The sequence below is a fragment of the Haloarchaeobius amylolyticus genome (genome assembly GCF_026616195.1).
Classification (GTDB): domain Archaea; phylum Halobacteriota; class Halobacteria; order Halobacteriales; family Natrialbaceae; genus Haloarchaeobius; species Haloarchaeobius amylolyticus.
Genome location: NZ_JANHDH010000001.1, coordinates 1,417,353 through 1,435,898, shown reverse-complemented (window position 1 = coordinate 1,435,898; position 18,546 = coordinate 1,417,353). Strand labels below are relative to the sequence as shown.

The 18,546-nt window shown below is 68.7% G+C and carries 23 protein-coding genes; 10 read left to right on the top strand and 13 right to left on the bottom strand.

Annotation, left to right across the window (positions count from 1 at the left end; translation table 11 throughout):
* Nucleotides 1-39: 39 nt before the first annotated feature.
* The 3 genes from NOV86_RS07385 to NOV86_RS07375 are packed head-to-tail and all read right to left on the bottom strand — an operon-like array spanning nt 40 to nt 2,262.
* Entirely contained in the window at nt 40-819 is a 780-nt protein-coding gene (locus tag NOV86_RS07385; protein ID WP_267640699.1) for a hypothetical protein, read from the bottom strand.
* Nucleotides 816-1,538, bottom strand: coding sequence for an ABC transporter permease (locus tag NOV86_RS07380; RefSeq protein WP_267640698.1), 723 nt, complete (start codon nt 1,536-1,538; stop codon nt 816-818). Before NOV86_RS07380 ends, NOV86_RS07385 begins: the two co-directional genes overlap by 4 nt.
* Nucleotides 1,531-2,262: an ABC transporter ATP-binding protein gene (locus NOV86_RS07375; RefSeq protein WP_267640697.1), complete on the bottom strand. Its 732-nt coding sequence runs from the start codon at nt 2,260-2,262 to the stop codon at nt 1,531-1,533. Before NOV86_RS07375 ends, NOV86_RS07380 begins: the two co-directional genes overlap by 8 nt.
* Nucleotides 2,263-2,316: 54 nt before the next feature.
* Between NOV86_RS07375 and NOV86_RS07370 the strand changes: the two genes are divergently transcribed.
* The 4 genes from NOV86_RS07370 (at nt 2,317) to NOV86_RS07355 (ending at nt 4,949) form a co-directional block, all read left to right on the top strand.
* Nucleotides 2,317-2,847: a GbsR/MarR family transcriptional regulator gene (locus NOV86_RS07370; RefSeq protein ID WP_267640696.1), complete on the top strand. Its 531-nt coding sequence runs from the start codon at nt 2,317-2,319 to the stop codon at nt 2,845-2,847.
* A gap of 75 nt (nt 2,848-2,922) precedes the next feature.
* Nucleotides 2,923-4,134 carry a hydroxymethylglutaryl-CoA reductase (NADPH) gene (hmgA, locus tag NOV86_RS07365; protein WP_267640695.1) on the top strand — a complete coding sequence of 404 codons (1,212 nt, stop codon included), beginning with the start codon at nt 2,923-2,925 and terminating at the stop codon, nt 4,132-4,134.
* A 61-nt stretch (nt 4,135-4,195) separates the two neighbouring features.
* Nucleotides 4,196-4,540, top strand: coding sequence for a cupin domain-containing protein (locus tag NOV86_RS07360; RefSeq protein WP_267640694.1), 345 nt, complete (start codon nt 4,196-4,198; stop codon nt 4,538-4,540).
* A gap of 61 nt (nt 4,541-4,601) precedes the next feature.
* Nucleotides 4,602-4,949 carry a hypothetical protein gene (locus tag NOV86_RS07355; RefSeq protein WP_267640693.1) on the top strand — a complete coding sequence of 116 codons (348 nt, stop codon included), beginning with the start codon at nt 4,602-4,604 and terminating at the stop codon, nt 4,947-4,949.
* Between the two features lie 21 nt (nt 4,950-4,970).
* Here NOV86_RS07355 and NOV86_RS07350 read toward each other — a convergent pair whose 3' ends face one another.
* Nucleotides 4,971-5,495, bottom strand: a complete 525-nt coding sequence (locus NOV86_RS07350) for a DUF5817 domain-containing protein (protein WP_267640692.1) — start codon at nt 5,493-5,495, stop codon at nt 4,971-4,973.
* A gap of 83 nt (nt 5,496-5,578) precedes the next feature.
* Between NOV86_RS07350 and NOV86_RS07345 the strand changes: the two genes are divergently transcribed.
* A complete protein-coding gene (locus tag NOV86_RS07345; protein WP_267640691.1) occupies nt 5,579-7,009 on the top strand; it encodes an ATP-binding protein in 1,431 nt (476 codons plus the stop codon).
* A gap of 16 nt (nt 7,010-7,025) precedes the next feature.
* On the opposite strand, the gene NOV86_RS07340 is transcribed toward NOV86_RS07345, so the two are convergent.
* The 7 genes from NOV86_RS07340 to NOV86_RS07310 form a co-directional block, all read right to left on the bottom strand.
* Entirely contained in the window at nt 7,026-7,310 is a 285-nt protein-coding gene (locus tag NOV86_RS07340; RefSeq protein WP_267640690.1) for a translation initiation factor, read from the bottom strand.
* A gap of 41 nt (nt 7,311-7,351) precedes the next feature.
* Complete coding sequence (locus tag NOV86_RS07335) at nt 7,352-7,786, bottom strand: bacterio-opsin activator domain-containing protein (protein WP_267640689.1); 435 nt, start codon at nt 7,784-7,786, stop codon at nt 7,352-7,354.
* Between the two features lie 108 nt (nt 7,787-7,894).
* Nucleotides 7,895-8,548 (bottom strand): helix-turn-helix domain-containing protein, encoded by a 654-nt coding sequence (locus NOV86_RS07330; RefSeq protein ID WP_267640688.1) that lies wholly within the window; start codon nt 8,546-8,548, stop codon nt 7,895-7,897.
* 195 nt (nt 8,549-8,743) lie between these two features.
* Nucleotides 8,744-10,024 carry an isocitrate dehydrogenase (NADP(+)) gene (icd, locus tag NOV86_RS07325; RefSeq protein WP_267640687.1) on the bottom strand — a complete coding sequence of 427 codons (1,281 nt, stop codon included), beginning with the start codon at nt 10,022-10,024 and terminating at the stop codon, nt 8,744-8,746.
* 132 nt (nt 10,025-10,156) lie between these two features.
* A complete protein-coding gene (locus tag NOV86_RS07320) occupies nt 10,157-10,864 on the bottom strand; it encodes a hypothetical protein (RefSeq protein WP_267640686.1) in 708 nt (235 codons plus the stop codon).
* Between the two features lie 51 nt (nt 10,865-10,915).
* Nucleotides 10,916-11,821, bottom strand: a complete 906-nt coding sequence (locus NOV86_RS07315; RefSeq protein WP_267640685.1) for a hypothetical protein — start codon at nt 11,819-11,821, stop codon at nt 10,916-10,918.
* Complete coding sequence (locus NOV86_RS07310; protein ID WP_267640684.1) at nt 11,814-13,661, bottom strand: hypothetical protein; 1,848 nt, start codon at nt 13,659-13,661, stop codon at nt 11,814-11,816. Before NOV86_RS07310 ends, NOV86_RS07315 begins: the two co-directional genes overlap by 8 nt.
* 234 nt (nt 13,662-13,895) lie before the next feature.
* Between NOV86_RS07310 and NOV86_RS07305 the strand changes: the two genes are divergently transcribed.
* The 3 genes from NOV86_RS07305 to NOV86_RS07295 all read left to right on the top strand — a co-directional run bounded on the left by NOV86_RS07305 (nt 13,896) and on the right by NOV86_RS07295 (nt 15,492).
* On the top strand, nt 13,896-14,777 hold the full coding sequence (locus tag NOV86_RS07305) for an isoaspartyl peptidase/L-asparaginase (RefSeq protein ID WP_267640683.1): 882 nt from the start codon (nt 13,896-13,898) through the stop codon (nt 14,775-14,777).
* A 29-nt stretch (nt 14,778-14,806) separates the two neighbouring features.
* A complete protein-coding gene (locus NOV86_RS07300; RefSeq protein ID WP_267640682.1) occupies nt 14,807-15,301 on the top strand; it encodes a hypothetical protein in 495 nt (164 codons plus the stop codon).
* 62 nt (nt 15,302-15,363) lie between these two features.
* On the top strand, nt 15,364-15,492 hold the full coding sequence (locus NOV86_RS07295; protein WP_267640681.1) for a hypothetical protein: 129 nt from the start codon (nt 15,364-15,366) through the stop codon (nt 15,490-15,492).
* A gap of 52 nt (nt 15,493-15,544) precedes the next feature.
* Here the strand turns inward: NOV86_RS07295 and NOV86_RS07290 are convergent, their stop codons facing one another.
* Nucleotides 15,545-16,252, bottom strand: coding sequence for a metallophosphoesterase family protein (locus NOV86_RS07290; protein WP_267640680.1), 708 nt, complete (start codon nt 16,250-16,252; stop codon nt 15,545-15,547).
* A 151-nt stretch (nt 16,253-16,403) separates the two neighbouring features.
* Here NOV86_RS07290 and map point away from each other — a divergent pair, with 151 nt between their 5' ends.
* Nucleotides 16,404-17,306 carry a type II methionyl aminopeptidase gene (gene map, locus NOV86_RS07285; RefSeq protein ID WP_267640679.1) on the top strand — a complete coding sequence of 301 codons (903 nt, stop codon included), beginning with the start codon at nt 16,404-16,406 and terminating at the stop codon, nt 17,304-17,306.
* 83 nt (nt 17,307-17,389) lie between these two features.
* Here map and NOV86_RS07280 read toward each other — a convergent pair whose 3' ends face one another.
* Complete coding sequence (locus tag NOV86_RS07280) at nt 17,390-17,590, bottom strand: DUF7835 family putative zinc beta-ribbon protein (RefSeq protein WP_267640678.1); 201 nt, start codon at nt 17,588-17,590, stop codon at nt 17,390-17,392.
* 255 nt (nt 17,591-17,845) lie between these two features.
* On the opposite strand from NOV86_RS07280, the gene NOV86_RS07275 reads away from it, so the two are divergent.
* Nucleotides 17,846-18,394, top strand: coding sequence for an HIT family protein (locus tag NOV86_RS07275; protein ID WP_267640677.1), 549 nt, complete (start codon nt 17,846-17,848; stop codon nt 18,392-18,394).
* Nucleotides 18,395-18,546: the final 152 nt, after the last annotated feature.

Here is an 18,546-nt window from a genome sequence, read left to right as displayed (position 1 = left end):
GGCGACGCGCTGGTGGGTAAACGTTTGGATGCCGTGGCTTCACGCGGGCCGGGCGGACCGCCAGAAGGCGACGCCGGCCAGCACCACGACCACGCCGAGGAAGGCGAGGCCGCCCGCCAGCGCGTCTCCGGGCAGGCCGCTGCCGAAGGCGCTCGCCACGACGAGGTCGCTGGCGTAGTGGCCGGGCATGTACGGGGCGAGGTCGTGAGCCTCAGCCGTCAGCGGGTTCTGGAACAGGAAGGCGTCGAGCGTCGGCGCGAACAGCATGAGGTAGACGCCCGGCAGCCGGTCGAGGACGATGCCGGCGAGGACGCCGACCATGCCGTAGGTCAGGCCGCCGAGCAGGATGGCCGCCCAGACGCCGAGCAGGTGGTCGGGCGCGGTGAACGCGAGCAGGACCGCGGTCGTCACGGCGGCCTCGACCACCGCGACCACGGCCAGCAGGCCGAACCGCGAGAGGACGACCTCGGCGGTGCCGGCGCCCGCGATGACCAGCCGGCGGTCGGTCTGCTGGGCGCTCCGCATCAGGAACAGCCCGGAGATGCCGACGACGAGGGCGCCGACGACGGGCGCCATCAGGACGGCCATCGTCTCGTCCATCGGGAGGGTGGCGGTCCCGCCCCCGGGGAGGTGGACCGGGACCGCGTCGGCCGGCGCGACCGAGGCGAACACGGCCACGAAGTACACCGGGAGGAAGGCGAACAGGGCGAGCAGGACCGGCGTCCGGGCGTACTCGCGCAGCCCCATCGCCAGCGTGGTGCCGACGGTTCGGAGGTGGGAACCGCCCGCCCCACCGCGCCCCGACCCGGTCCGGCTCACGCCGCACCACCCCGGGTGAGCCGGGCGTACGCGATGGTGGCGAGGACGGCCAGGACCGCGGTGTAGGCGAGGGCGAGCCCGGCGTCCGCCGTCGGAACCGACGAGTCCAGAACGGCGGCCTCGAACACCGCGTGGACGTGGTGCAGCGGGAGGAACCGGGCGACGCTCTCGACGCCCTCGACCAGCCCCGAGGAGAGCGCGGCGTCGACGTCCGCGGCGAACACCAGTACCAGCGACCCCTCCAGTTCCCGGGGGAGCACGGAGCCGACGAGCACGCCGAGCAGGCCGTAGCTCAGGCCGGCGAGGACGAGCGCCCCGAACGCCAGCAGTGGCTGCTCGGGCTCGACGCCGTACCAGAGCGCGGCCAGCGAGACGGTGGCCCCGGCGACGCCGACCCCGGCGACGGTGAGTAACCGCCCCGCGAGCAGGCCACGCCTGGAGAAGCCGGCGAGGGCCAGCCTGCCGTCGGCCCTGCGGGCGCTGATGACCTGGAACAGGCCGACGACGCCAGCGAGGAAGGCCGCGGCGAACAGTGCACCGCTGACCCGGCCGAGCGTGGCCGGCGGGGCCGTCACCCCCGGTAGCACCGGGAACACCGCCATCGCCTCGGCGTAGCCCACGACCACGGCCGGCGGCAGGACCGCGAGTAGCACGAGGTTCAGGGGCTTGCGGACGAACTCGCGGCCGCTGGCGACCACGGCGGTCCGGACCTCAGGCACGACCCTGCACCTCCTGCTCGTCGTCGCTCTGGGCCGCCTGCTCGGCCGCGTCCTGCAGCGACAGCGTCCCGTCTCGCAACTCGTAGATGCGGTCGAAGCGCTCGTGCTCGTTGAGCAGGTGCGAGATGATGCCGATGCCGGTGCCGCGCTCGGTCAGCTCCTCGGTGAGGTCCCAGAACGCCTGGTAGGTCTCCCAGTCGAAGCCGGTGTAGGGTTCGTCCAGCAGCAGGATGTCGGGGTCGTGCAGCAGGGAGACGGCGAGGTTCACCTTCTGGCGGTTGCCGCCCGAGAGGTGGTCGACGCGGTAGTCGAGGAAGCGCTCGAAGTCGAGCGTCTCGGCGAGGCGGTCGCGGGCGTCCCGGATGGCCTCGTCGCGCATGTCGTACGCCCGGCCGAACAGGGTGAACGTCTCGCGGACGGTCAGGCGGTCGTACAGGAGCGTCTCCTGCGGGCACCAGCCGACGGTCGCGTTCCGGACGACCTCGCCGGCATCGGGTTCCAGTGCCCCGACGAGGACCTTCATCAGCGTCGACTTCCCCGAGCCGTTCTCGCCGACGATGCCGACGATCTCGCCGGCCCGGAGCTCGATGCTCGCCCCGGTCAGCACCTCGACCGTGCGGGTGAACGGGAGCCGCGAGCCGTAGGCCTTCTCGATGTTCTCGGCGCGCAGCGTCGCGCCGGCGTCGCTGCTGTCGGTTCCGGACTGATTCTGTATATTCGGCATCTACCGAATATTCTGAACCAACTGATTTATCTTTTCTGGTGGGCAAGTCCGAGTATGCCAAGCGACGACGTCGAGCGGGCACGCGAGGAGGTCATCGACGCGCTCGCGCGCTCCGCCGAGATATACGGGCTCAACCGGAGCTACGGGCGACTGTACGGCATCCTCTACTTCGCGGACGACCCGCTCTCGCTGGACGACCTGGTCGAGGAGTCGGGGTACGCGAAGTCCACGGTCAGCACCGCGATGGGGACCCTGCAGTCCTACCAGATGGTCCACCGCCAGTCCCTCCCCGGCGAGGGCAAACGGGCCTTCTTCGAGGCCGAGCGGGACTTCTGGTACATCGCACGCGAGTTTCTCCGCCAGAAGGCCCAGCGCGAGGTCGACGTGATGCTCCGGGCGCTGGAGAGCGCCGAGACCGCGCTCGAGGACGCCGAGAGCGAGCAGGCCGAGCGCGACCTGGAGAAGATACGGACGCTGAAGCAGGTCTACCGCCAGAGCGACCGGCTCATCTCGCTGCTCGCGGGGACCTCCATCGACCGACTCATCGACGTGCTCTCCCGGCTCCGGGGCGACTCGCGGTCGTGACGGCCGGGGCACGTCCGCCGACACACCCCGGCTGAAAGGGTAACCGGTATCAACCGCCCCCGAACACCTTCTTCTATGACCGACCCGGCGACGCTCGCGGAGCGGGTCCGCGAGGGGGACCTCCGACTGCACGAACTCGAAGACCACGCCGACCACGACACGGCCGTCGCGGCCCGTCGCCTGCTCGTCGAGGAGTCGACCGACGCCGACCTCGACACCGTGGGCCAGTACGCCTTCGACGCCGAGGTGGCCGACTCGGCCATCGAGAACATGATCGGCGCGGCCCAGATTCCCATGGGCATCGTCGGCCCCGTCACGGTGAACGGCGGCGCGGCCGACGGCGAGTACCACCTCCCGCTCGCGACGACCGAGGGCGCGCTGCTGGCCAGCGTGAACCGCGGCCTCTCCGTCATCGAATCCTCGGGCGGCGCCGACGCCCGCGTCACCAAGAACGGGATGACCCGCGCGCCCGTCTTCCGCGTCTCCGGCGTCGTCGAGGCCGCCGAGACCGTCGAGTGGGTGCGCGAGCACACCGACCGGCTCCGGGAGGCCGCCGAGTCAACCACGAGCCACGGCGAACTGCTCGACGTGACGCCCTACGTCGTCGGCGACTCGGTGTACCTGCGCTTCCGCTACGACACGAAGGACGCGATGGGGATGAACATGGCCACCATCGCGACGGGCGAGGCCTGCGACGTGGTCGAGACGGAGACGCCGGCGTCGCTGGTCGCGCTCTCGGGCAACCTCTGTTCGGACAAGAAGCCGGCCGCCGTGAACGCGGTCGAGGGCCGCGGGCGCTCCGTGACCGCCGACGTGGTCATCCCGGGCGACGTGGTCGAAGCGCGCCTGCACACCACGCCCGGCGCCATCGCCGAGGCGAACACCCGCAAGAACCTCATCGGGAGCGCCAAGGCGGGGAGTCTGGGCTTCAACGCCCACGCCGCCAACGTCGTCGCGGCGGCCTTCCTCGCCACCGGGCAGGACGCCGCCCAGGTCGTCGAGGGTGCGAACACCATCACCACGGTCGAGGAGCGCGACGGCGACCTCTACGCCTCCGTCTCGCTGGCCTCGCTCGAACTCGGGACCGTCGGCGGCGGCACCAAACTCCCGACCCAGTCCGAGGCGCTCGACGTGCTGGGCCTGCGCGGCGGCGGCGACCCGGCCGGCTCGAACGCCGACGCCCTCGCGGAGATCATCGCGACGGGCGCGCTGGCCGGCGAACTCTCGCTGCTCGCCGCGCTCGCCTCGCGCCACCTCTCCTCGGCGCACGAGGAACTGGGCCGGTAGGCCACGGTCGCGGGCCCGGTACCGACCGTAGATTTAGGTGGTCACCGGCTGTCGACCCGGTATGGAACACGTCCCGAACGATTCCGTGGAGTCGACCGAGGCGGTCGACGGTACCCACCTCTCGATGCTCGCCGGCGGAGAGAAGATGAACGTCCAGCACTTCTTCATCGAGCCCGACTCGACCGTCCCCGAGCACAGCCACCCCCACGAGCAGGCGGGCTTCATCTACGAGGGGACGCTCACCTTCCTCGTCGACGGCGAGGAGTACCACGTCTCCGCGGGCGACTCGTACTCGATTCCGGGCGACGAGCCCCACGCCGCCGAGAACCGCGGTGACGTGCCCGTCAAGGGCCTCGACATCTTCAGCCCGCCGCGGGAGAACCCGGCGTGGCAGGACGACGACTGAGACGGTCGAACGACCGCCCACCGGCGGAAGATTGAAATAATTCTGTTATGAACGTGGGCGTATGAATCTCGCCGCCCTCAAGCCGTACGTCCTCCGGTACACGCTGCTCGCGGGGCCGGTCGTCGCCGCGCTCGTCCTCGGCACCAGCGCCCTCGGCGGGGTGTCCCTCCCCACGGCCTCGTTCTTCTTCGGGGTCGCGATGCTGGTGTGTGCCCCGCTGCCGTTCGCGGCGAGCGACGCCGGGCTGGACACGACCTCGGCGGGCGTCCAGGGCGGCTTCGACGTCACCGACCCGAGCTCCCTGCAGCCACAGGGCATCCCCGGCCGGCTCGGCCTGGCGTTCACCGCCCTCGGCGCGGGGCTGACCTCCATCGCCGTCTTCCTCGCGACCAGCGGCGTGCTGGGATGAGAGCCCCCGCACCCGGCCGACTCAGAGCCGGCGGTAGCGCCCGCGACTCTCGCTGACCTCGCCACGACGGACGAGCTTCTGCAGTGCCGTCTCGACGTAGTCCGCCGGGACGCCGTGCTCGGCGGCGTACTCGACCACCTCGTCCTCGGTGGGCTGGTCGAGCTCCCGGAGCGCGGCCTCGACCGTCTCCTTGCGGTTCATCGACCCGCCACCGCCACTGCTCGCGCGTTCGCCGGCGTCCGCCACCTCGTCGACGTCGAGCCCCGAGGCGTCGAGGAACGCGTCGTCGTCGATGACGCCGTCGGCGACCGCGTCGTCCAGCTCGGCGAACGACTCCACCGCCGCGAACGCTTCGCCCTCGCCCTGGCGGTTCGCCAGCATGGACGCCCGGACCTCGCGGGCGTGGTCGAGGTCCTCGGTCGACAGGAACGAGCGCACCTTCGAGAACTGCCGTCGTTTGCCACAGCGACCGCACTGCGTCGTCTCGGGGCGACCCTCGACGATGCGCAGGGCGCTGCAGTCGCTACACCCGACCACGTGGTACATACCCGACGGTGGTGCGGCCACGTGTTTGAACCTTCGCTTGATTGGGCGATACGCTCAAGACACCGGGTACCCACGTTCCGACAATGACACGCTCGAGCGGCACGCGGCCGGCCGACCACCGGAAGGAATCGGCCAGTTCGCCGGTCGCGGTCCTCCTCGTCGCGAGCGACGACGACCCCGTCGGCCTCGACGAGGACGGTGGCCTCGACGTCACCCGCGTCTCGACCGCCGCCGTCGACGACGCACTGACCGACCCCCCAGTGCCGGTCGACTGCGTGGTCTTCGCCGGCGACGCGTCCGCGGCGGAGACGACGCTCGAGACCGTCCGCTCGGTCCGGGAGACGCCGTTCGTCCTGTACGCTGCAGACCCCGACCCCGCTACCCTCGACGGCGTCCTCTCTGCAGAGTGGACCGAGTTCGTCCCCCGGTTCGACGGCGCGGACGGGAGCCTCCTCGCGACCCGGGTCACCCGGCTCGTCGAGCGACTCCGGCGCGAACGCGACCACCAGCTGAAGGACCGCGCCCTCGACCAGGCCGGCGTCGGCATCACCATCGCCGGCCCGGACGAATCGCTCATCTACGTGAACGAGGGGTTCGAGCAGCTGACGGGCTACGACGAGCGCGAGGTCCTCGGCGAGAACTGTCGGTTCCTGCAGGGGCCCGACACCGACCCCGAGAAGGTGGCGGCCATCCGGGCCGCGATCGACGCCGAGGAGCCCATCTCCATCGTCCTCCGGAACTACGACGCCGACGGAGAGCTGTTCTGGAACCAGCTCGACATCTCGCCCGTGTTCGACGAGACGGGCGAGGTCACGCACTACTTCGGCTTCCAGAAGGACGTCACCGAGCGCGAGCAACTCGCACGCGAACTCGGCCGCCAGAACGAGCGCCTCGACGAGTTCGCCTCCGTCGTGAGCCACGACATCCGCGGCCCACTCAGCATCGCGACGGGCCACGTCGAGATGGCCGTCGCCGAGGAGTCCACCGACGGCCTCGACGCGGCCCTCGAGGCCCTCGAACGCATCGAGCGCATGGTCGACGACGTGTTGACCCTCGCGCGCGAGGGCGAGGCCGTCGACGAGCCGGCGCCCGTCTCACTTGAGTCCATCGTGACGAAGGCCTGGCAGACCGGCGAGACCGGCGACCTCGACATCGAGGTCGTCGACGACCTCGGCATGGTCGAGGCCGACGCCAGCAGGCTGCAGACGCTGTTCGAGAACCTGTTCCGGAACGCGGTCGACCACGCCACCGGCGCCACCACCGTCACCATCGGCCGGCTCGGCACCGAGCCCGGCGACGACGCCGGCTTCTACGTCGCCGACGACGGGCCGGGAATCGACCCGGCGGAACGCGAGTCCATCTTCGAGCAGGGCTTCACCACCGACTCGGAGGGAACCGGCTTCGGGCTGGCCATCGTCGAGACCATCGCGCAGGCCCACGGCTGGTCGGTGGCGGTCGAAGCGAGCGAGGCCGGCGGTGCCCGGTTCGTCGTCTCGGGCGTGGAGCCGTTATAGGACGGCCGGAAAACGGTCAGACGGTGTAGCCGTTGTCACGCAGCAGGGCGACGATCCGGTCGACCTGATCGCCCTGTATCTCGATCCTGTCGTCGTGGACGGTCCCGCCGGCACCGGCCGCCCGCTTCAACGTCGACGCGAGCGCGTCGAGGTCGGTATCCTCGGGGAACCCCTCCACGATGGTCACCGGCTTCCCGTAGCGTCGCTTCTCCGTGCGGACCGTGAGTTCGGCCTCGGCGCGGTCGAGGTCGCCGAGCAGGTCGATGTCGAGGTCGTCGAACGTGTTCGAGTCGTGTACCACGAGGAATCTAGGCCGTCAGCGGCTAAAGCCGTTACCGGGGCTCACCCGACGGGGCTGTACTCGGTCGCGTCGACCGGGATACCGGCCCGCGTGCACGCCGCGAAGAACGACTCGAAGCGACCCTCGTCGGGGAACCGGACGAAGAAGTGCCACTCGTCGGTCCCGCGCCCGTCCAGTATCGCCCCCTGGTGCCGGTGGATGGTGCTGACGAGCGTGGTCGCCTCCGGCCGCCACCAGACCCGATACAGCCGCCGCCCCGGATGGGACTCCACGAGCGAGAGCCGTTCGACCTGCTCGAGCGCCCCGGCCGAGCGCTCGAAGCCGGTGAGGTCGCGGCCGACCGCCCAGAACAGCGGTACGATGACCCCGTCGATGGGGACGACCCGGACGAGTTCGATGGCGGTCGCCGGCGTCTCGGCGGTGAGGGCACCGACCGGGAAACCGGTCGCCGGAACCGCGACGTCGACGAGTACCATCCCTACCGGAGGTAGCCACTCCACGGGCTTGGCGGTACACCCGGTCACCACAACCTGCTTAAGTCGGACCGGCACACGCCGTGGAGTCGTCGGGCCACCAGTCGCCGGTCAGGCCGCCTCGTCGGCCAGCACGACCACGTTCGCGAGCTTGTCCATCGCCCGCCGCAGGCGCTCCCCGGTGGCCTGCTCGCTGATGTCGAGCTTCGCCGAGACGTCCGCCAGCGTCGCCCGTTTCGGGACCTTGTAGTAGCCGAGGCGCACCGCGATCTCCAGCGCCTCGCGCTGTTCGTCGGTGAGCCCGAAGTCGTACGACTGGCCCTGCACGTCCGCGAGGGAGTGCAGGCGCCGCAGCTCGAACGGGACCTCGTTCTCGGCACACCAGCTGCTGAACGCCGAGAGGTCGCCGTGGTCACGGAACCGCAACCGGAACAGCCACTTGTGGTTGCCGTGTGCCTCGAGGATGGTCGCCCCGAGGTCGGCGATGACCGAGACGAAGCTCACCACGTCCTCGCCCCACGTGACGCGGTACAGCACCGCGTCGTCCAGCCTGTCCAGTACGGTCAACCTGTCGACCGATTCGAGTTCGCCCGCCCGTCGTTCGAACGCCTCGAAGTCGCCCCCCTGCGCCCAGAAGAACGGGATGACCGTGTCGTCGGTCGGCACTACCCGTTCGAGTTCGATCCGCATCCCTGGTTCCTCCAGCGTCAGCTGCCCCAGCGGGAACGCATCCGAGGCGATCGTCACCTCCGCGATGATCGCCATGCCCGGAGAGAGGGCTGCTACCACGATAACTCTACGTACGACCCGGCGCTGGAGGGGTCGGGACGACTACGGAGTGGACGGGCGCGTGGTCGCGACGACGCGCGCGAAAGAAGAACGGAACGTGGTGGTTCGAGGACTCGCTTACGCGAGCTTTTCGATGTTGCCGGGCGAAGCCCGGCAGACCCACGACTCGCTTTACGCGAGGTCGTGAATGTTCTCGATGACGGTGTCGGCGAACTCGGTCGTGGAGACCTTCTCGGCGTCCTCGAGGTTGCGCTCGAGGTCGTAGGTGACGGTGCCGGAGGAGATGGTCTCCTCGACGGCGTCACGGACGAGCTCGGCGGCGTCCTTCCAGCCCATGTAGTCGAACATCAGGCGGCCGGAGAGGATGAGTGCGGTCGGGTTCGCCTGGTCCTGGCCGGCGCGCTTGGGCGCGGAGCCGTGGACCGGCTCGGCGAGCACGCGGGCGTCACCGAAGTTCGCGCCGGGCGCGATGCCGAGGCCACCGATCTGGGCGCCGGCGGCGTCGGAGAGGTAGTCACCGTTGAGGTTCGGCATGGCGAGCACGTCGAACTCGTCGGTGCGCAGCTGCATCCACTGGAGCATCGCGTCGGCGAGGCGCTCCTCGACCATGACGGCGCCCTCGGGGATGTCGATGTCGTCCTGGGTCTCCCAGAGGGAGTCGGGTGCGGCGAAGACCTCGTCGTCGGGGTACTCCTCCTCGGCGACCTCCATGCCCCACTCCGAGAACTGCCCCTCGGTGAACTTCATGATGTTCCCCTTGTGGACGAGCGTGACCTTGTCGCGGTCGTGCTCGATGGCGTAGTCGATGGCCTTGCGGACGAGGCGCTTGCTGCCCTTCTCGGTGATGGGCTTGATGCCGATGCCGATGGGACCATCGTGCATCGTCTCGTCGAAGCCCATCTCCTCCTCGACGAAGTTGCGGACCTTCTCGACGTCCTCGGTGCCCTGCTCCCACTCGATGCCGGCGTAGACGTCCTCCGTGTTCTCACGGAAGGTGACCATGTTCATGTCCTCGGGCTTCTTCATGGGGGACGGGACGCCGTCGAGGTAGTAGGTCGGGCGGACGTTCGCGTAGAAGTCGAGCGTCTGGCGGAGGGCGACGTTGAGGCTGCGGAAGCCGGCGCCGACGGGCGTCGTGAGCGGGCCCTTGATGGCGACGCGGAACTCGTCGATGGCGTTGACGGTGTCGTCCGGCAGGTTCTCGCCGTCGTATCGCTCGCGAGCGGACTCACCGGCGTAGACACGCATCCACGCGATGTCGCGTCCGGTGGCCTCGGCGGCCGCGCTCAGGACCTTCTGGGCGGCCGGGCCGACGTCCTTGCCGATACCGTCCCCGTGGATGATGGGGACGATGGGTGTCTCGGGGATGTCGAGTTCGTCGTTCTCCTCGTCGACGACCTGGACCGGCTCACCATCGGCCGGGACGTCCACTTTGTCGTAGTCGTAGCTCATGTCGTCTAGAGCCTCGGCAGAGGTGCCTAAAAGACCTGCCATTCGCCGCTCGTGGCAATTTTTGCAGCATCTCGACTGCTGTATGCTGACGAGGCACAAACTGGGAACGCTCGGGGAGTTTCCGACGGTTTGTCAGTCCCGCACCGCCCCGAGCATCGCGCGTACCTGTGCCGGCCCGCGCGTGAGTAGTCCGCGCGGGAGGCGGCGGCGGGCACCGGCGAGGGCGTCCTGCAGGGCGGCGTCGGCGTCCTCGAACACGCCGGTCCCGTGGCCGACGAGGATGCGGTCGGGGTGCCAGTCGGCGAACGCCGCCCGGGGCGGGAAGAACCGCGCGAACAGGAAGAGGCCGATGCGCTCGTCGCCGACGCAGGACTTCATCGCCGTGCTCAGCACGTCCGGGACGTAGAGGGTCCGGTCCGACGCTCGGAAGCAGACGGCCTCCTGCCAGCCCGGGAGGGGGTCGACCCGGCGGACCGCGAAGCCCGAGGTGCCGAGTTCGCCCTCGTAGCGTTCGATGGGCGCGTCGAGCAGGTCGCCCACCCGCCCCAGCCACGTCGGGGCGTACACCGGCACGTCGTGGCGTCGGGCGAAGGTGGCGGCGTCGCGGGCGTGCCAGCTCGAGCAGACGGCGACGCCCGCCACCTCGCCGAGGTCGGCGTACACGTCCTCGATACCCTCGGCGTCGATGGGGTCGAACAGCCAGACGCGCCCGTCGTCGCCGCGGATCGCGTGGCTGGTACGTTTGCCTTCTTCGTCGGGGTGGGCGAGCCAGCCGACGCCGCCGTCGAACTCGTCGACGACCGCGTAGTCGGTCGCGTGGCCTCGGTCGTACACCGGCATACGAGGACTGTCAGCGAGCCGCAAAAAAGAGGTTCCCGTTCGGTTGCGGGGCTACTGCTGTCCCTGCGACTGCGACTCCTGCGTCGCGCCTGGCGGGCCAGCCACGTCGAACGTCCCGACGACGCGTGGGTCCGACACCGACCACTCCTCGGAGCGAACGTCGTAGGGAGCCGCCTGCCCGTGTTCCTCCAGGATCTTCAGCTCCGCGTCGGAGACGTTGCCGAAGCCGGGAATCAGCGTGGCCTTGTTCGCGTCCCAGTTGTAGCGGTCACAGACCTGGCAGGTCCACGAGAGCACCTCGACGGTCCAGCCGTCGGCGAGGTCCTGGCCGGCCAGCTGGGCGCGTAGCTCGACCTCGGAGTGGACCGTGACGCCGCCGAAGGCGTAGAACAGCTCGTCGCTCAGGGTGACGGATTCGTCCCAGTACAGCGTCGCCCGCCCGACGTTCGCGGGCTTCGTCGTCTTCAGCGTGTTCGGGGCTGGCCCGACCTGCATGTCGCCACAGAGCAGGTCGAACCGCTGTTTCGGGAACTTCTCGTCCACGCTGCCGTGGAGGCGCTTCCGGGCACCCTCGACGATCTTGGGTCGGTGTTCCGAGACGAGCGCCTGCTGGATGTCCGGGGAGGTCTTGAAATGTGCCGCGGGGACCGTCTTCGTCCCGTTCGCGTAGGTCTCTTCGAGCCAGTCCTCGAGGTTCTGGGCGGCGAGGTCGTAACCGTTCGCGCGGCCGCCCTCGATGAGCGCCTCGACCTTCTGGCGGACGCGTTCCACGCGTTGCTTCGTGCTCGCGGTCGACGCCGACGCGTCCGCAGAACCGGCGTCGGCGGTCCCGGTGTCGCCGGTGTAGGGGGTGAACCCGGTGTCGCTCGTGGCGTCGTCGTGGGTCACCGCGTCCTCGTTCCGGCGAGCGTTCTGGGCGAGGAGTCGGCGCCGGTTGCCGAAGAGGCCGTCAGTCATCGTCCGTGCGCCGCTCTATCGGCTCCGCCTCGGCCTCGTCCTCGTCCTCTTCCTCCTCGGCGAACACCTTGTGGTAGACGGCCGCGCCCTCGTTGTCGTCGTTCTCGACGAGTTCCATGCCGAGTTCGGCCCGGTCGATCTCGGTCGCGAGCAGGTCGTTGTTCAGGTCGCGCGCCCGGACGGCCTCGGACTGGAGCGCCTGCGAGTAGTCGTCCAGCGCCTCGCCGCGGCCGAGCAGGGCCTCCACGATGACGCCGTCGGTCCGGATGGCGTTGACCGTGCCCGAGAGCACGACGCCGGGGACCGTCTTGCTCAGTCCGGTCGCCTCGTCCTCGAACGTCGTCTCCAGGTCCTCGTTGACCCGCCAGTAGCTGTGGTCGCCGCGCTCGACCTGTTCGACGAAGTCGTCGTGGGCCTCGCCGCGGTAGTCGTAGATGCGCGAGAGCTCCTCGAGGATGCCCTGCTTGACCGCGGCCTGGTCGTCGTCGGTCACCACGTCGTCGACCAGCTGGTCGAGTTCGTACAGCGGTGCCTCCCGGTAGCTGCCGGGGAAGCCGTTCGAGAACGCGATGCGAACGTCGGTGAGGTGGAACAGCGTGAGGTACTGCTGGTTCAGCTGCCGGAAGACGAGGTTGAGCGTCCGGCTCACGTTGATGTTCTCGATCTTGCGCTCGATGAGCCGCTCCTCGCCCGTCTCGACGGACTCCTTCGCCTCGCTGTTGACCTCGACCTCGCGCTTGGCGGAGGCCTTCGCGGCGTGCCGCGAGGAGGCGCTTGCGACCGACCGGGCCGTGTGCTCGCGCACGGCGGTCGAACTCCCGCCACCGCCGCCGCCGCCACCGACCTTGAAGATGCCGAGGTTGAGTTCGGCCTTGCCGCCGGCCTTCCAGTTGCGTTTCTTCGTCTCCTTGACGCTGGAGGTGGTCTCGGTCTGGAGCTCGCGCTCGAACTCGTAGGCGGCCTCGCGCGAACTCGACTCGAAGATGCTCGCGGCCTCCTGCCGGGAGCGTTTCTCGTTGCGGTACGTCTTCAGGGTGATGGTGGTCTCCTCGCCGGGGAACAGCGAGAACGTCTTCAGCGTCCGCCCGGCGCCGTAGTTCCCGAGGAAGTTCGAGATGCGGTAGCGCTCGACGATGGCGAACTGCGGCTCGGGCTCGACCGGCTCCGGGGCGAACCCCGGCACCACGTCGCCGTGGAGCGTCGACCGGAGGTACATGAACTGGCCGTCCTTCACCCGTCGGGCGACCTGCTCCGGTGTCAGGGAGGCGACCGGCCGGAAGTAGTTCTTCACGGAGAGGTAGTCGTCGTAGTCGAACTCGCCGAGGGACTCCTGCTCGATGGCGCCTGCGGCCGCCGCGGCCGCGCCCCCGTCGGTCCGTACGTTCTGGAGGTCGCGCAGTCTGATGTGTTCGGCGAGCGCGTCCATGGCCGCCGGGGACTCGACGATCTCCCGGACCGTGTCGCTCATCTCCGACCGGTCGATGGCCCCGCCGCGGGCACCGTCGCCGCCCCACGGGGCGGGGTCGACGGGCTGCGGGCCGCCGGGCTGGACCGGGGACTCCTGTCCGATGTCGATGTGCTCGAACAGGATCGGGTCGTAGAACCCCTCTCGCATCGCCTGTGCGACCCGGTCGCGGATGTCCTCGATGGGTCGGTCCGCGAGGTCGTCGCGGATGGTGCTGCCCGGTTTCTCGTCGGCGTGCGAGCGGAAGTACGACGACGGGAAGTCGAGTTCGACGATGCTGCGACACCCGTAGGACGTGGGCAGTGGGATGTTGTAGTTGATGACCGATGCCTGGCCGCCGGACTCGTACTGCACGAGTGGGTCTTCACCACTCATATAGTGAGAATTAATCTGATATTACTACAATCTTTATGCAAGTGTAAATGCGCTAGAACTCTGTCTCTGGGCGCTAAAGCGCCATATATCGCAATCGGTAATGAAAGAGCTTACTGAATCTTTACTGGTCATGCCAGCAGCTATACTGCTGGCGACCGTGTTGGTGATTCCCATGGGTTCCCGGGACGGGCCGCGGTCGCGACCTTTAATTGGAGCGGTGCCGACGACCGACCCATGCACGTCATCGTCCACGGGGGCGCGGGTGCGAACCCCGACGACCCGGAGACACGACAGGGAGTACTCGACGAGGCCGCCGGGGCCGGTGCCGCCGCCGAGACGCCGGTCGACGCGGTCGAACAGGCCATCCACGTCCTCGAGTCGTCGCCCCGGTTCAACGCGGGCTTCGGCGGGGCCGTGCAGTCCGACGGCGTGGTCCGCACCGACGCGGGCGTCATGACCGACGACCGCGAGACCGGCGCGGCCTGCTCCATGCCGGGCGTCGAACACGCCGTCAGCGTCGCCCGCACCGTCATGGAGGAGACGCCGCACATCTGCGTCTCGGGCGAGCACGCCGTCGCCCTCGCCGAGGACTTCGGCGTCGAGACCGGCGTCGACCTGTTCAGCGACCGCACCCGGGAGCGCTGGGCCGAGGAGGACGTCCCGGAGGGCGGGGCCAAAGAGCACCTCGCCTACCTGGAAGAGCGGTTCGGGACGACGGACCCGGACGGCAACCCGGCGGAGTTCGATCACGACACGGTCGGCGCGGTCGCCTTCGACGGCGACTCCTTCGCCGCCGCGACCTCGACCGGCGGGCGCTGGCTCGCGCTCGCGGGCCGGGTCGGCGACGTGCCCCAGGTCGGTAACGGCTTCTACTGCTCCCCGGCCGGCGGCGCCTCCGCCACGGGCGCCGGCGAGGACATCGCCCGGGTCACCCTCTCCCGGCGGGCGGTCCGCCACCTCGAATCGGGCCACTCCGCACAGGCCGCGGCCGACCTCGCCATCGACGAGTTCGGCGAACTCACCGGCTCGAACGCGGGCATCATCGTCCTCGACCGCGACGGGAGTGCCGGCAGCGCGTTCAACTCCGACGCGATGCAGACTGCCGTCTCGCGCTAGCTTTTCCCTCGACCCGCCGTAGTATCTGCGTGGAATCGTTCCTCCCGCTGCTCTCGCTGTTGAGCTACGTGGCCATCGTCGCCGGTGCCGCCCCCGCGGTCGGGCTGGCGTTCCTGCTGGCGCGGTGGCTCCCGTTCCAGCGAGCGCTCTCGCTCGTGGTCGGTGGGGCCGTCCTCGCCGGTATCCTCGGCGTGCTGGTCCTCGGCGGCCCGGTCGCGGCGCTCGTCGTCGCGGCGACCGCGCTGGTCCTCGTCGTGGGCCCGCTCCTCGTGGGCGTCGCACTGGTTTCGACGCGTGCCGATGGGAACGTCCCGTTAGCGCTGCGCCGCGTCGCCCTCGCGTGGCCGGTCGCCCTGCTGGCGAGTGCCCTGGTGTTCTTCCTGCCGGGCGGGCTCTCCCGGTACAACGTCACGTTCCTCGACCAGCTGGTCGGCCTGCTTGCCCTCGGTTTCGTGGTCGCCATCGCGCTCGTCGGGCCGGGGGTCATCGGGGTGCTGTCGCTGCGCTGGCGTGGGACGCGGTAGCACGAAATTTACGACATATGTCGAAGTGAATATTTAATGCCGTCGAAATCCTCGGTTCACCTATGCTCGAGCAGACCCAGCACGGTGACACACGCCGGTGCCCCGAGTGCGAGGAAGAGACCGTGAACGTCCAGGGTGTCGACGCCTGCCCGCAGTGTGCGTGGGTCGACGGCCGCGACGCCCCGAACTGACCCGCGAGGCCGAGAGTCGGGCGGTGTGGAACCGGGCGGCCGGAACTGCTTCTTATGCGGTGTTAGGCTCGGGCGGGGTGACGATTTTCGACGACTTGCGGCCCTTACCCTCGCGGTCGAGGGGGACGGTGATGTACTCGTCGGCCCAGTAGTCGTAGGCGGTCAGCTCCCCGCCGTAGACGCAGCCGGTGTCGAGGCCGATGGCGTACTCGCGGTCGACCGGCTCGGCGAGGACGGTGTGGCCGAAGAAGACGGTCGGCGTCTCGGCGTGCCGTTCGAACCAGAAGGGGCGGTCGTAGCTCCCGTCGGGGGCGAGCGAGCGCATGTTCTGGACGTCGTCGACGCTGTGGTCGGCGAGCGGCTTGCGCGGGTCGATGCCGCCGTGGACGACCAGCGCCTCGTCGAAGGAGATGGCGACCGGCATCGAGGCGATGTACTCCATGTCGACCGCGCTCAGCTCGTCGAGCTCCTTCTCGCCGCGGAGCAGTTTCTCCTCGTTGTTCCCACGGACCGACAGCATGTTGGGCGACTCGCGGACCAGCTGGACCACGCCGCGGCTGTTCGGGCCCTTGCGGACGAGGTCACCGACGAAGACGACGAGGTCGTCCTCGCCCGGGTCGATTCGCTGGAGGAGTCGCTGCAGCGCGTCGAAGCACCCGTGCACGTCGCCGACGACGTAGATGTCGTCCCAGTCGTCCGCGTCGACGGTCTGATGCCAGGCGGCCGGTGTCTCGGAGAAGGATGGTTCTGGTGCGCTCATCGGAGTGACTTACGATAGCCAGGCAGTCACCGGCATAAACAGTTTCTAAGATAGCTATATAGCCCAATGTACGCCAATTCCTCGCGTACGCCACTCGCTCGCACGTCCGCCATGCGCAACCTCTTTTTCCACCGTGGGCGAACCACCTGCCATGAGCGAGACCGAGGTCGACCTGGACGCAGAGAAGTACGAGAAACACCGTGAGGCCGGTCGCATCCTCGCCGAGGTCCGCGACGAGGCCGCAGAGATGGTCGAGGTCGGCACCAGCCACCTCGAGGTCGCCGAGTGGGCCGAAGAGCGCATCCGCGAACTCGGCGGCCAGCCCGCGTTCCCCGTCAACATCTCCATCGACGAGGAGGCCGCCCATGCGACGCCGAGCATCGACGACGACGCGGTCTTCGGCGAGGAGATGGTCAACCTCGACATCGGGGTCTGCATCGACGGCTGGCTGGCCGACACCGCCGTCACGGTCGACCTCTCGGGGAACCCGGAACTCGCGGAGGCGTCCGAGCAGGCGCTGGAGGCGGCCCTGGACGTCGTCGAACCGGGCGTCGACACCGGCACCATCGGTGCCGAGATCGAGGACGTCATCAAGGGCTACGGCTTCAACCCGGTCGTCAACCTCTCCGGGCACGGCCTGGGCCACTGGGAGCAGCACACCGAACCGAACATCCCGAACCGCGCCGTCTCGCAGGGGACGACGCTCGAGGTCGGCGACGTGGTCGCCATCGAGCCCTTCGCGACCGACGGGAGCGGGAAGGTCTCCGAGGGCGCCGACGAGGAGATCTTCGCGCTGGAGCGCGAGGCGTCGGTCCGGGACCGCAACGCCCGGCAGGCCCTCGAGCAGATCACGGAGGAGTTCCGGACGCTCCCCTTCGCGACCCGCTGGCTGGACATCGCCCGCCCGGAGATGGCACTGCGCCGGCTCAAGATGAACGACATCGTCCACGGCTACCCGGTCCTCAAGGAGGACGACGGGAAACTCGTCAGTCAGAAGGAACACACCATCATCGTCACGGAGGACGGCTGTGAAGTGACCACTCGGTCACGCTGACCGCCTTCGTGCAAGCAAATCGCGGAACTGCCTTTCCCTTGGTTCTGTGCCGGTACGTGCGTGAACCCTGCTGAATCCCCCACCTACGCGTTGTTCATGCGCTGGCTCGCCCGCTCCCCACACCGCTGGCACTCCGTCACCCGGTAGGGTTCGCGCGAGAACTGGGAGTTCTCCTGCTTGGTGCTCTCGGTCACCAGCTGCACCGACACGCTGTGCAGCGTGTCCGTCCCACAGTTGTCACAGTGTTCGTTTCGCCCATTGATCGAGTTGTCAGTCGTCGCCATCCACTCGGTTAGATGAGGGATACCAGCATAAAAAGAACAGACCGTTTAATCGGTTGAATGGACTGTTCGTGGCATTCTCTAGCAAAATATGACCGATGTGCCGTTTTCTGCGGTTTCGAAACGTCTACATCCTGAATGAGGGGTGCTTGTAACAGGGATGTTGCCTCTTGAAACAGGGATAGCACCCCTTTCGTATCTGATTCTGGAGGGGTTCTGTGACGTGGGATTGAAATCATCGGCCCCCCGAGTGCAGGTATGGACCAGGTGTTCGCGCCGTGGCGCATCGAGTGGGTGGAACGCGACGACAAGAACGAGGACATCGAGGGGTGTGTCTTCTGTGAACTCCCGACGCGGGAGTCGGACCGCGAGTACCGCATCGTCGCCCGGAGCGACCACGCGTTCGTGATGCTGAACAACTACCCGTACAACCCGGGCCACGCGATGGTCATCCCGAACCAGCACACCGGCGACTACGGTGAGCTCACCGACGAGACGCTGCTCGACCACGCAAGACTGAAGCAACGGACCTTCGCCGCACTCCGCGAGGCGATGGGGCCAGACGGTTTCAATGCCGGCTTGAACCTGGGTGGCGGGGCCGCAGGGGGGTCCATCGACGACCATCTCCACACGCACGTCGTTCCCCGTTGGAACGGTGACACGAACTTCATGCCCGTCGTCTCCGACACGAAGGTCATCGTCGAGGCGCTCGCGGACACCTACGACCGTCTCCACGAGGCGTTCGCGGCCCAGGACGGCGCGACGGCGGTCGATTCGGACACCGCGGTTCGGCTCTCGTTCGACTGACAGACGGGTGGTCGCGGTCGCCGCCGCGCGCGCCACGGCCCGTCCGGGTCGCGGGGCCCTACACACGACCGGCAACTCGTTTTAGGGAAACCAAAAATCTATTTTCTGAATGACAAGCGTTATTGCACTGCTCCAGCAATTCTCTACCAAGC

Bases quoted from the DNA above. Each gene is read 5' to 3' on its own strand.
- NOV86_RS07375 (WP_267640697.1), bottom strand. From the start codon at position 2,262: ATGCCGAATATACAGAATCAGTCCGGAACCGACAGCAGCGACGCCGGC.
- NOV86_RS07370 (WP_267640696.1), top strand. From the start codon at position 2,317: ATGCCAAGCGACGACGTCGAGCGGGCACGCGAGGAGGTCATCGACGCG.
- hmgA (WP_267640695.1), top strand. From the start codon at position 2,923: ATGACCGACCCGGCGACGCTCGCGGAGCGGGTCCGCGAGGGGGACCTC.
- NOV86_RS07360 (WP_267640694.1), top strand. From the start codon at position 4,196: ATGGAACACGTCCCGAACGATTCCGTGGAGTCGACCGAGGCGGTCGAC.
- NOV86_RS07355 (WP_267640693.1), top strand. From the start codon at position 4,602: ATGAATCTCGCCGCCCTCAAGCCGTACGTCCTCCGGTACACGCTGCTC.
- NOV86_RS07350 (WP_267640692.1), bottom strand. From the start codon at position 5,495: ATGTACCACGTGGTCGGGTGTAGCGACTGCAGCGCCCTGCGCATCGTC.
- NOV86_RS07345 (WP_267640691.1), top strand. From the start codon at position 5,579: ATGACACGCTCGAGCGGCACGCGGCCGGCCGACCACCGGAAGGAATCG.
- NOV86_RS07335 (WP_267640689.1), bottom strand. From the start codon at position 7,786: ATGGTACTCGTCGACGTCGCGGTTCCGGCGACCGGTTTCCCGGTCGGT.
- NOV86_RS07330 (WP_267640688.1), bottom strand. From the start codon at position 8,548: ATGGCGATCATCGCGGAGGTGACGATCGCCTCGGATGCGTTCCCGCTG.
- icd (WP_267640687.1), bottom strand. From the start codon at position 10,024: ATGAGCTACGACTACGACAAAGTGGACGTCCCGGCCGATGGTGAGCCG.
- NOV86_RS07320 (WP_267640686.1), bottom strand. From the start codon at position 10,864: ATGCCGGTGTACGACCGAGGCCACGCGACCGACTACGCGGTCGTCGAC.
- NOV86_RS07315 (WP_267640685.1), bottom strand. From the start codon at position 11,821: ATGACTGACGGCCTCTTCGGCAACCGGCGCCGACTCCTCGCCCAGAAC.
- NOV86_RS07310 (WP_267640684.1), bottom strand. From the start codon at position 13,661: ATGAGTGGTGAAGACCCACTCGTGCAGTACGAGTCCGGCGGCCAGGCA.
- NOV86_RS07305 (WP_267640683.1), top strand. From the start codon at position 13,896: ATGCACGTCATCGTCCACGGGGGCGCGGGTGCGAACCCCGACGACCCG.
- NOV86_RS07295 (WP_267640681.1), top strand. From the start codon at position 15,364: ATGCTCGAGCAGACCCAGCACGGTGACACACGCCGGTGCCCCGAGTGC.
- NOV86_RS07290 (WP_267640680.1), bottom strand. From the start codon at position 16,252: ATGAGCGCACCAGAACCATCCTTCTCCGAGACACCGGCCGCCTGGCAT.
- map (WP_267640679.1), top strand. From the start codon at position 16,404: ATGAGCGAGACCGAGGTCGACCTGGACGCAGAGAAGTACGAGAAACAC.
- NOV86_RS07280 (WP_267640678.1), bottom strand. From the start codon at position 17,590: ATGGCGACGACTGACAACTCGATCAATGGGCGAAACGAACACTGTGAC.
- NOV86_RS07275 (WP_267640677.1), top strand. From the start codon at position 17,846: ATGGACCAGGTGTTCGCGCCGTGGCGCATCGAGTGGGTGGAACGCGAC.